This is a genomic window from Bradyrhizobium agreste, from assembly GCF_016031625.1.
GTDB lineage: Bacteria > Pseudomonadota > Alphaproteobacteria > Rhizobiales > Xanthobacteraceae > Bradyrhizobium > Bradyrhizobium agreste.
In genome coordinates this window covers 216939-226539 of record NZ_JACCHP010000026.1, presented here as the reverse complement: position 1 = coordinate 226539, position 9601 = coordinate 216939, and the positions used below count along the sequence as shown (strand labels likewise).

Annotated in this window: 17 protein-coding genes; 7 read left to right on the top strand and 10 right to left on the bottom strand. The window is 64.2% G+C overall.

The features are described 5' to 3' along the window. From HZZ13_RS31610 to HZZ13_RS31595, 4 genes are all read right to left on the bottom strand, one after another. A partial coding sequence (locus HZZ13_RS31610; protein ID WP_210349549.1) for a helix-turn-helix domain-containing protein occupies positions 1–216 on the bottom strand: 216 nt, incomplete at its 3' end. Positions 217–413: 197 nt separating this feature from the next. Then, complete coding sequence (locus tag HZZ13_RS31605) at positions 414–1223, bottom strand: isocitrate lyase/PEP mutase family protein (RefSeq protein ID WP_197963357.1); 810 nt, start codon at positions 1221–1223, stop codon at positions 414–416. 51 nt (positions 1224–1274) lie between these two features. After that, the gene (locus HZZ13_RS31600; protein ID WP_197963356.1) at positions 1275–1625 is read right to left on the bottom strand and encodes an antibiotic biosynthesis monooxygenase family protein; all 351 of its coding nucleotides are present in this window, start codon (positions 1623–1625) and stop codon (positions 1275–1277) included. Positions 1626–1649: 24 nt separating this feature from the next. Then, positions 1650–1958, bottom strand: a complete 309-nt coding sequence (locus HZZ13_RS31595; RefSeq protein WP_197963355.1) for an NIPSNAP family protein — start codon at positions 1956–1958, stop codon at positions 1650–1652. A 146-nt stretch (positions 1959–2104) separates the two neighbouring features. Between HZZ13_RS31595 and HZZ13_RS31590 the strand changes: the two genes are divergently transcribed. Continuing rightward, on the top strand, positions 2105–2794 hold the full coding sequence (locus HZZ13_RS31590) for a winged helix-turn-helix domain-containing protein (protein ID WP_197963354.1): 690 nt from the start codon (positions 2105–2107) through the stop codon (positions 2792–2794). Positions 2795–3016: 222 nt separating this feature from the next. After that, complete coding sequence (locus HZZ13_RS31585) at positions 3017–3268, top strand: GCG_CRPN prefix-to-repeats domain-containing protein (protein WP_197963353.1); 252 nt, start codon at positions 3017–3019, stop codon at positions 3266–3268. A 151-nt stretch (positions 3269–3419) separates the two neighbouring features. On the opposite strand, the gene HZZ13_RS31580 is transcribed toward HZZ13_RS31585, so the two are convergent. Next, on the bottom strand, positions 3420–3707 hold the full coding sequence (locus HZZ13_RS31580; RefSeq protein ID WP_197963365.1) for a twin-arginine translocation signal domain-containing protein: 288 nt from the start codon (positions 3705–3707) through the stop codon (positions 3420–3422). Between the two features lie 199 nt (positions 3708–3906). Between HZZ13_RS31580 and HZZ13_RS31575 the strand changes: the two genes are divergently transcribed. After that, entirely contained in the window at positions 3907–4560 is a 654-nt protein-coding gene (locus HZZ13_RS31575) for a glutathione S-transferase family protein (RefSeq protein WP_197963352.1), read from the top strand. 75 nt (positions 4561–4635) lie between these two features. Continuing rightward, positions 4636–4788: a hypothetical protein gene (locus HZZ13_RS31570; RefSeq protein WP_197963351.1), complete on the top strand. Its 153-nt coding sequence runs from the start codon at positions 4636–4638 to the stop codon at positions 4786–4788. Between the two features lie 21 nt (positions 4789–4809). Here HZZ13_RS31570 and HZZ13_RS31565 read toward each other — a convergent pair whose 3' ends face one another. Genes HZZ13_RS31565 through HZZ13_RS31550 form a run of 4 tightly spaced genes read right to left on the bottom strand, consistent with a single transcriptional unit; the run spans position 4810 to position 7143 of the window. After that, complete coding sequence (locus tag HZZ13_RS31565) at positions 4810–5157, bottom strand: hypothetical protein (protein ID WP_197963350.1); 348 nt, start codon at positions 5155–5157, stop codon at positions 4810–4812. Positions 5158–5212: 55 nt separating this feature from the next. Further along, positions 5213–5368 carry a hypothetical protein gene (locus HZZ13_RS31560; RefSeq protein ID WP_246504624.1) on the bottom strand — a complete coding sequence of 52 codons (156 nt, stop codon included), beginning with the start codon at positions 5366–5368 and terminating at the stop codon, positions 5213–5215. Then, positions 5365–5577: a hypothetical protein gene (locus HZZ13_RS31555; protein ID WP_197963366.1), complete on the bottom strand. Its 213-nt coding sequence runs from the start codon at positions 5575–5577 to the stop codon at positions 5365–5367. The genes HZZ13_RS31560 and HZZ13_RS31555 overlap by 4 nt, the downstream gene beginning before the upstream one ends. A 33-nt stretch (positions 5578–5610) precedes the next feature. Then, entirely contained in the window at positions 5611–7143 is a 1533-nt protein-coding gene (locus tag HZZ13_RS31550) for an acyl-CoA carboxylase subunit beta (RefSeq protein WP_025036964.1), read from the bottom strand. 140 nt (positions 7144–7283) lie between these two features. Between HZZ13_RS31550 and HZZ13_RS31545 the strand changes: the two genes are divergently transcribed. From HZZ13_RS31545 to HZZ13_RS37270, 3 genes are all read left to right on the top strand, one after another. After that, on the top strand, positions 7284–7688 hold the full coding sequence (locus HZZ13_RS31545) for a DUF4260 domain-containing protein (RefSeq protein WP_197963349.1): 405 nt from the start codon (positions 7284–7286) through the stop codon (positions 7686–7688). A 145-nt stretch (positions 7689–7833) separates the two neighbouring features. Further along, positions 7834–8424 carry a hypothetical protein gene (locus HZZ13_RS31540; RefSeq protein WP_197963348.1) on the top strand — a complete coding sequence of 197 codons (591 nt, stop codon included), beginning with the start codon at positions 7834–7836 and terminating at the stop codon, positions 8422–8424. Between the two features lie 169 nt (positions 8425–8593). Beyond that, positions 8594–8719, top strand: coding sequence for a hypothetical protein (locus HZZ13_RS37270; protein WP_283817193.1), 126 nt, complete (start codon positions 8594–8596; stop codon positions 8717–8719). On the opposite strand, the gene blaOXA is transcribed toward HZZ13_RS37270, so the two are convergent. Continuing rightward, positions 8716–9576 carry a class D beta-lactamase gene (gene blaOXA / locus HZZ13_RS31535; protein WP_376707087.1) on the bottom strand — a complete coding sequence of 287 codons (861 nt, stop codon included), beginning with the start codon at positions 9574–9576 and terminating at the stop codon, positions 8716–8718. The two genes, HZZ13_RS37270 and blaOXA, sit on opposite strands and share 4 nt — an antisense overlap. Between the last annotated feature and the right edge of the window lie 25 nt (positions 9577–9601).

Genomic DNA, 9601 nt, shown 5'->3' with positions numbered 1-9601 from the left:
GCTTCGTGCCGGAGAGACATGCGGCCGCCGCGACTGGTTCTGAGCCCAATCCTCCTCGGCGGCCTCTGCCGTGGTCGCCCTAGCCAGCCATTTGTACGCGGTCTTCGGACTTATTCCGAAGCGACGGCACAACTCCCGCCGGTTCACGTCCGCCTGTCGGAACAATCGAACGAACTCTTTCCTCTGGTCCATGAGTGACACCTCGCGCCACGGCATGTCGGCCCTCCCAAGCCCTTCCATGCCGTCGATGTGTTACCCATGTCTCCGAACGGTGTTACCCATGTCCCCGGTCCGCACACTTGACCGGGCGACCCAGTACTCCGAGGCAGTCGTGGTGAATCGAGAAGCCGCGGAGTACTGGATGAGAGGATGAGAGGGCGGCGGGATGCAACATCCCGCCGCTTTTCGTTTGCCTACCCGAACATCTTGTTGAGCTCGCCGCCGGAATAGCCGCCGCCGAGCTCGGTGAACGTGCCCTTCTCCGCCATCTCCTTGGCCGCGCGCATGAAGCCGCTCCAGGCGGCGCGGGCGAGCGAGCCGCCGACGCTGATGCGGCGCACGCCGAGATCCTGGGCTTCCTGCAACGACAGGCCGGACGCGCCGATCAGTAGATTGAACGGCTTCGGTGCGACAGCCTTCACCACCGCGGCGATGTCCTCGCGGCTCTTCAGGCCCGGCGCATAGAGGCAGTCGGCACCCGCATCGGCATAGGCGGTGAGCCGGTCGATGACGAGCTTGAGATCTGTCACGCCCCAAAGATAGGCCTCGCAGCGGCCGACCAGCAGCGTGCCGCTGTCGCCGATCGCCTTGCGCGAGGCCTTGATGCGCTCGATGGCCAGCGCACGGTCGTAGAGCGGCTTGTCCTTGTCGCCGGTGGAATCCTCGATCGACAGGCCCGCGACGCCGGTGCGCACGCCGCGCTCAACATTGTCGGCGACCTTGTCGGGCTCGACCGCAAAGCCGCCCTCGAAATCGGCGTTCACGGGAATGTCAACGGCCGAGCTCAATGCTGCCAGATGCTGACAAACCTCCTCGACGGTGACGTGGTTGTCGGCCTTGCCGATGGTCCAGGCAAAGCCCGCGCTCGATGACGCAATCGCCTTGAAACCGAGATGCTGCAAGGCTTTCGCGCTGCCGACATCGACCGGATTGGGCAGGATGAAGCAGCCGCTCTCGTGCATCTTCCTGAACGTCGCGCGCTTGTCAGCAGTCGTCACGTGCATGTTTCTCTCCCTTGTTGGCCGCGCAGAGATAGGCGCGCGTTTTCAAGTTCGCTAGTGCGCGTCGTGGACGGCGCGGCTGTCCTTCGGGGCCTGCTCGCGGTCGGTCATGCTGTAATCCCGGATCACGCTGGCGATGCGCAGATGATAATCCGCGAAGATGCTTGCACGGCCCTTGGCCTGGGTGCGGCGGTGCTCCACGGTGTTGCGCCAAGCCGCGACCGCCGCTTCATCGCGCCAGAACGACACCGACAGGATCTTGCCCTTCTCGGTCAGGCTCTCGAAGCGCTCGACCGAGATGAAGCCGTCGATCGTCTGCAGCAGCGGCTTCAGATCGGCCGCGAGGTCGAAATAGTCCTGGCGATGTTCCGGCTTGGGCCAGACCTCGAAGATCACGGCGATCATGGGCGTCTCCTGCTGTTGGTGGACCTACAATACCACCTTGCGCAGGAAGGTGCGCTCTTCGGCGAGGATGAATTTGTGCTCCTCGGCGAAATGAAAATTGGCCATGCCCTCGGTGTCCTGCCGCAACCGGGCGCGATAGGCTTCATAGGCGGCGAGACTCTCGAACGTGATCAGCCCGAACGCAATGTTGTTGGTGCCCTCGTACGGCATGAAATAGCCGATCAGCTCGCCGCCGCATCTCGGGATGATGCTGAGCCAGCGCTTCGCGTAGTCCTCGAACTGCGCGCGCTTGAAGGGATCGAGCTGGTAGCGGATGAAGACGGTAACGGACATGATGGGCTCCTGATTGATCGTTGCAGCAAGCAAAGCAATACCCTTGCCGCTGAAGCACTGGATTGCTTCGCTTCGCTCGCAATGACGTGTTCGTGGCGACAGGCTACGCGCTTGCCCGACACCAATGCTTCGGCTACCATCGAAGCATGAAATCAGGACCCGACATCGCCATGGTCGCCTCGCTGGTCGGCGACCCCGCCCGCGCCAACATGCTCACAGCGCTGATGAACGGCCGCGCGCTCACCGCGAGCGAGCTGGCGCAGGAGGCCGGCATCACACCGCAGACCGCGAGCTCGCATCTAGCGAAGCTCGAGGCCGGCGGGCTCGTCGAGCCGGAGAAGCAGGGCCGCCATCGCTATTACCGCCTCACCGACGACGATGTCGCCGGCGTGCTCGAGGGGCTCGCCGGCCTTGCCGCGCGGACCGGCCATATGCGTGTGCGCACCGGTCCGAAGGACCCTGCGCTGCGGCGCGCGCGGATCTGCTACGACCATCTCGCCGGCGACCTCGGCGTGCAGATGCTGGACTCCTTGCGCGAGCGGCATCTGGTCAGGCAGAGGAAGCAGGAGATCGAGCTGACCGCCGAGGGCGAGCGCTTTCTCGCCAAGCACTTGCAGATCTCGCCCGACATGCTCAGCCATCCGCGCCGCCCGGTCTGCAAGGCCTGCCTCGACTGGAGCGAACGGCGTCATCACCTCGCCGGCACGTTGGGGGCCGCCATGATGCAGCGCTTTGCCGAGCTGAAATGGGCCGCGCGCGATCCCACGCCCGGCAGCCGCGTCGTGAATTTCACCCGCACCGGCGAGAAGCAGTTCGCTGCGCTGTTCGGGAAGTGACTCCAGTGACCGGTCATCTTCGCGGCCGCTAGCGACACAGCGTGTTGTCGGAAGCCAAATGCGGGGAGCGTTCATGCCGCATTCAGGTCGTGATTGGCAGGTTTGGATCGCGACGTGTCGGCACGTCCCAGATTTAACGTGTCGAATCCTGTCTCTTGATTCATTGTGCGCCGCAAGCGCCACTCCCCAAAGCCTCCCCCCAAGGACAAGAAGGAAGATCAAATGAAATACCTGTTAGCCGCCGTCATGCTCGCCAGCGCGGTCGTCGGTTTCAGCGAGGCGGCCAGCGCCGCCGGCGGTTGCGGCCCGGGCTGGTATCGCGGCCCCTATGGCCACTGCCGTCCGATGCGCAGCGCCGTCGTCGTTCGCCCTGCCCCCGTGGTGGTCGCACCTGCGCCGGTCGTCGTCGTGCCGCGTGCGCGCGTGTGTCCCTACGGCTTCCGGTGGTACGCCGGCCGCTGCCGCCCGTTCTGATCTTCTCCATTGCAAAATGGCCGCGCGGCGACAGCCTGCGCGGCCATTTCTTTCTCCTGACGATTTATCCGCAGTGGAACCGCAGCGCTTCCCAAATCGAAACGGGGATCGCGAGCGGCGATCCCCGTCGAGTCCGCGAACGATCGCGAGCTTACCAGTAATAGCGACGGTGCCAGCGCCGATAATGCCGGCGCCAATGACGGCGGCGCCAGCCCCAGTGGCGGCCGCGCCCACGCCAGTGAACCTGCTCAGGCGACAGCTCGGCGGCTTCCTCGCGGGTGGTGACGGCAGGTTGAGCTTCGGGATTGCCTTGCGGCGGGCGGGTGGAATCAGCGAGCGGCTGCGGCGACAGCGGCGCGGCCTGCGCGCCAGTCGCGGCGAAGGCGGCGGCGCTCGCCGTCAAACCCAAAGCAAGTTTCAAAAAGTTCCGGCGCTCCATGGCGTCTTCCTCTTGGATCATCGTGCCAGTGATGCAGTCGAAGTGTTGCGGCGAGGAGATGAACCAACGCTGAATCCTGCGTTCATGCCAAGCGGAGAAGACCTGGGCTCGAACCGCAGATGAAAAAGAGTTCGTGGCGGTGTCGGAAAGCGCGCCCTTCGTCCGTCCTTTGCGTTGAACCGGGATACGGAGACAGCAAATGGCAGACCTCACCCTGACCACCTTCGATTGGGTTCCGGCAGCGCCGCGAGGCTTCGTCCGCGACTTCCGCGTACGCTGGGCCCTCGAAGAGGCCGCCCTGCCCTATCGCGTCGCCAGCACCCCGTTCGACGATCGCGGGCCTGCGCATCTGGCGCACCAGCCGTTCGGCCAGGTGCCGTGGCTGACCGACGGCGACATCTCGATCTTCGAGACCGGCGCGATCCTGCTGCATCTCGGTGGGCTCAGCGAGAAGCTGATGCCGACAGATCCGCGCGGCCGCACTGAAGCGACGAAATGGGTGTTCGCGGCGCTCAATTCGGTGGAGATGGCCAGCCTGCCCTGGGGGATGTCGAAGTTCATGGGACATCCGACCGACACGCCGGCGTGGAAATTCGCGGATGACTTCCTCAAGCTCCGGCTCAAGCGTCTCGAGCCGGTGCTGGCCGGCCGCGAATGGCTGGCCGGCTCCTTCTCCGTCGCCGACATCCTGATGGCGGACGTGCTGCGCGTCGTCGATCGATTCGGAGGGCTGGCGGACAGCCCTGCCTGCCGCGCCTACGTCGCGCGCGCCACGGCCCGCCCGGCGTTCGCCAAGGCCCACGCCGACCAGATCGCCCATTTTGCCGCGGCGGATAAGGCGCGCGGGGCGTGATGCGCCTCACATAATCGGTCCTGTGCTCGGCATACAGTCGCCGGCACCAAAACCACCCAATTCGACAGGTGACCCATGGTCCGCATCGAATATCTCAAGCGACAGATCGCCCGCGCCGAGCGGCTGGCCAAAGCCATCCTTGACCGCCAGACCGCCGAGCGGCTCCAGGCCTTCGCCGCCGAATGCCGCGCCGAATTGTCGGAGCTGACGCTCAAGTCCGCCGCGTGAGGCGTAGTGACGCTCGGTGCGTCACACCAGTTTCAGCGGGGCATCGGCGACGACGCGCAGGTCGATGCTGCCGATCAACGCCGCCCGCCGCGCCTCCGCAGCAGTGATGGCCTCGTCCGTTTGTCGCAACGTCGAGACATTCGAGCCGAGCGAGACGATCCCGCCCAGCACCAGCGCAATCGATCCGAGCGCAGCAGTTTGACCCAAGCCAAACAGACCGAAGATCGTCATCAGGAGCAACGCGGCCCCGCCACCGATCGCGATCTTGGACGCCAGGATGTATTTCCGGCAGCGCTCGGCGATCTCAGCAAGCCGCTCGATCCGATCTTCGATATCGGAGATTTCGTCGACTGGATTGTCTTCGATCATTGGAATCAAGAGCTTGGAGCTTGGTTGCGGATGTTGGGTCGCCGCCAAGTACTTCTTAGCCGGGTAGCATGGCCGCCTGAATCGCGCCAATAGCTGCGTCGTACTGGCGGAACCCATTTCGAGCTTCCGCTGCCGCCTTTTCCTGAGGATCTGTAATCAACTCAGGTTCGAGCGCACGGCTATCGCGCCGTTCGCGCTCTTCGCTTGTCATTTCTCTTCCTTGGCCAGCTTCTCGGCCTCACGGTCCACCATTTCGCGCGTAATGAGCGCATTCTCGAAATGGGTATTGCCGTACACGAAACTGCGCCGCTGCTCCTCCCTGTGTTCCGGGGATGGATTGGCGGACTTGGCAGCTTCGATGAGCTTCTTGAGAGCTTCTGTCATGATCCCAATATAGTCGAGTCCGTTCAGAGGCACCATGCGGATTTGGTCCATAAAGCGCCTGTGAGTCCCTCACAACGGCAAATTGTCGTGCTTCTTCGCCGGCATTTCCGTCTTCTTGTCCTTCAGCATCGCCAAGGCCCGGGCGATGCGCTTCCGCGTCGAGTGCGGCATGATGACGTCGTCGATGTAGCCGCGCTCGGCGGCGATGAAGGGGGACAGGAAGCGATCTTCGTATTCCTTCGTTCGCGCCGCGATCTTGTCGGGGTCGCCGATGTCACTGCGGAAGATGATCTCGACCGCGCCCTTGGCGCCCATCACCGCGATCTGAGCGGTCGGCCAGGCGTAGTTCATGTCGGCGCCGATCTCCTTGGAGGCCATGACGTCGAAGGCGCCGCCATAGGCCTTGCGGGTGATGATGGTGACGAGCGGCACGGTGCACTGCGAATAGGCGAACAGGAGCTTCGCGCCGTGCTTGATCAGGCCGCCATATTCCTGCGCGGTGCCGGGCAGGAAGCCCGGCACGTCGACGAAGGTGACGATCGGGATGTTGAAGGCGTCACAAAAACGAACGAAGCGCGCCGCCTTGCGCGAGGCGTCGCTGTCGAGCACGCCGGCCAGCACCATCGGCTGGTTGGCGACGAAGCCGACGGTGCGTCCGGCAATGCGGCCGAAGCCGGTGACAATGTTCTTGGCAAAGGCTTCCGCGATCTCGAAGAAGTCGCCCTCGTCCACGACCTTCAGGATCAGCTCCTTCATGTCATAGGGCTTGTTCGGATTGTCGGGGATCAGCGTGTCGAGCGACATGTCGACGCGCTCGATGTCATCGAAGCTCGGCCATTCCGGCACGCCGTCGGTGTTGTTGGACGGCAGGAAGTCGATCAGGCGACGCATCTGCAAGAGCGTCTCGACGTCGTTCTCGAAGGCGCCGTCGGCGATCGAGGAGCGCGTCGCGTGCACCGAGGCGCCGCCGAGTTCTTCGGCCGTGACGACCTCGTTGGTCACGGTCTTCACCACGTCGGGGCCGGTGACGAACATGTAGCTGGTGTTCTTCACCATGAAGATGAAGTCGGTCATCGCCGGCGAATAGACGTCGCCGCCGGCGCAGGGGCCCATGATGACGGAGATCTGCGGGATCACGCCCGAGGCGAGCACGTTGCGGCGGAACACGTAAGAATAGCCAGCGAGCGCGGCGACGCCTTCCTGGATGCGGGCGCCGCCGGCGTCATAGAGGCCGATGATGGGCGCCCGCGCCTTCATCGCCATGTCCTGGAGCTTTGTAATTTTCAGCGCGTGCGTTTCGGACAGCGAGCCGCCGAACACCGTAAAATCCTTGGCAAAGACAAAAGTCTTGCGGCCGTTGACGGTGCCCCATCCCGTGACGACGCCGTCGCCGGGGACCTTGGTCTTCTCCATGCCGAATTCGGTAGAGCGGTGCTCGACGAACATGTCGAACTCCTCGAACGATCCCTTGTCGAGCAGCAGCTCGATGCGCTCGCGGGCCGTCAGCTTGCCGCGGGCGTGCTGCGCCTCGATGCGCTTCTCCCCGCCGCCGAGCTTTGCGCCGGCACGACGATCTTCAAGGGCGTCCAGGATGTGTTTCATTTGCTCCCGCCAGTTCTTAAGTGATGGGCGGGTTCTAACACGGCATTTTGCGGCCCGGAAAGCCGCTTTCGCCGTCGCAACGCTGCCTTGCCGCAGCGGGAAAGCGCAAGGAATTACAAAGTTTTGCCCAGGAGGCGAGCGTGAGCGAAGGAACGGCCGAGACGGGCGCTGCGACAGGCGGCGTCAACATCCTGCTGCGGCTGGAGGGCCTGACCCTGTTTGCAGGGATGGTGACGCTTTATGCGGCCTGGGACGGGTCGTGGCTGGTGTTTGCCCTGCTGTTCTTCGTGCCCGATCTGAGCTTCCTGGCCTACCTGTCTGACGCCAGGTTCGGCGCGATGGTCTACAACGCCGCCCACAGCTACATGGCGCCGGTGGCGCTGCTGACGCTGGGCTTCGGCCTCGCCTCGCCCCTCACCCTCTCGATCGCCTTGATCTGGCTTGCCCATATCGGCATCGACCGGGCACTCGGCTACGGCCTGAAATATTCCGCCGGGTTCGGCTTCACCCATTTGGGGCGGATCGGGCGGCAGAAGGAGTCGTGACCTCAAATTGGGCGGCCCGCCAGGTTGACCGGGCCGACCGATTCAGGCTTGCTCGGGGCGATCAGGCGCCGTGTTGCGTGAGCCCAGTTGGTACGGCGGTGATCTCATGCCCTGACTCCAGCATCTACCTACTGGCATCACCGAGATGTCCGCGATCGTCGTCCCCCTGCCGCCGAACCGAGCGTCGGAAACCATCGACTTCCTGCGCCGCATGGCCGGCATGGTGTCGGGGCGGAACGGCGAGATGCTGCTGCGTGCAGCCAGCATGATCGAGTCGCTGAGCCAGCGGGCGATGTCGGCCGAGCGCCTGTATCATCAGGCGCAGGAAGAGAGCACGCGCAACGCCGAGCTGCGCAAGTCCGCCGAACTCGCCTCCGACGCCATGATCGGGCAGATCGCGGCACTGCGGGCGCAGCTCGCCGAACTCACTGCGGCGACCGCAGCCGAACGCGCCGCCTTCGATGTCGAGCGCGGCAAGATGCTCGCGCTGATGCAGCATGCCGAGGGTCATATCGGCAAGCTCACGACCGAGCTCGACAGCTTGCGCGCTTCCGTCGACAGCTTCAACGAGACCGTCGTCTCGGTGCCGATCGAGGTGCTGCGGCTGGCGCGAACGCAGTTCGATTATCTGTCGAGCGGCTTTGCGCGGCGCGGCGATCCGATCTCGCAGGCCATGAGCGAGATCGGCGGCTTTGCGATCGACCGGGCGCTGACGGGGAAGCCTGACCCTGCCTGAACCCCGCCCGGCGACCGAAAAAGGTGCTGGCGCGGTTTAGCCACGATAGTCCCATGTGGACGCGTGGCGTTGCCATGACGTCATCATAGCAGTGACATCGAAGCCACTACAAGGTCGGGCGTTCGAAGCGATATCAGCTCGCAGCGAGAACTCACGACCGGAGAGAACAATGTTCGTCGATATCGATCAGACATCACTCGCGATGGCAGGCGCGAGCCTGCCCGGAGATCAACCCATCTTCATGCTCAATCTTCTGCGCTATCGAGATGAAGCCTTGTACCGGGACAGATCCTAGATCGCGCCGATCTCGGAAAGGCAAGCTTGCGTCAGGCTCATGCGGGCCTCGATGTGGCGCGGCTCCTTGCAATCCATGTTGAGCGCGAACACGGTATGTGCCTCGCCCTTCTCGGCCCAACCCACCATCCAGCCGAGCGACGGCTCGCCGCGCTCGGCGCCCAGGAGACCGGACTTGGCGCGAATGACGGCGTCGCCGACCTTGGTCGTCGGCAGGATATCGGCGACGAGATCCTGGCTGCGCTTTGAGATCGGCAGCGCGCGCCGGCGCAGCCGGTCGACGAAATCGACTTGCTCGACCGGATCGATCCGCAGGGCCCCCGTGAGCCAGAACTGATCGATGCCGCCGCCGATGTCGCGATTGCCATAATCGAAGGCATCGACATATTGCTGCATCCGCGCCTCGCCGATGCGGCGCGCGATCTCCTGATAGACCGGCACCGCGCTCACGAGAATCGCGCTGCGCAGCGTGTGATCCTTGTTCCAGGCCTCGATCGGGCGCTTGACGCCGTCCCAGGGAAACACGTCCTTGTCGGGGTCCGTGACGACACCGGTCTCGAGCGCGATCAGCGAGTTGGCGATCTTGAACGTCGAGGCCGGCAATTTGCCCTCGCCCGAGCGCTCCTTGTCGCTGGCGACGATCAGATAGTCCTCGACCTTGTAGCCGACGAAGGTGCCCGACGTGCCGAGGTCGGTGAAGCGCTTTGCAAGATCGTCGCGGATTTCATTGCGCGGCGGCGCGACATGGGCGCGCGCGGCTCGAGGCAGGATCGCGGTTGCGGCGAGGAGGCCGAGGGCGGAACGGCGGGTGAGCAAGGGCGGTGTCCGTTTGAAGCAGCGAAGAACCTGCGTGACCATGCCGCCGCTCCATGGTGAAACGATG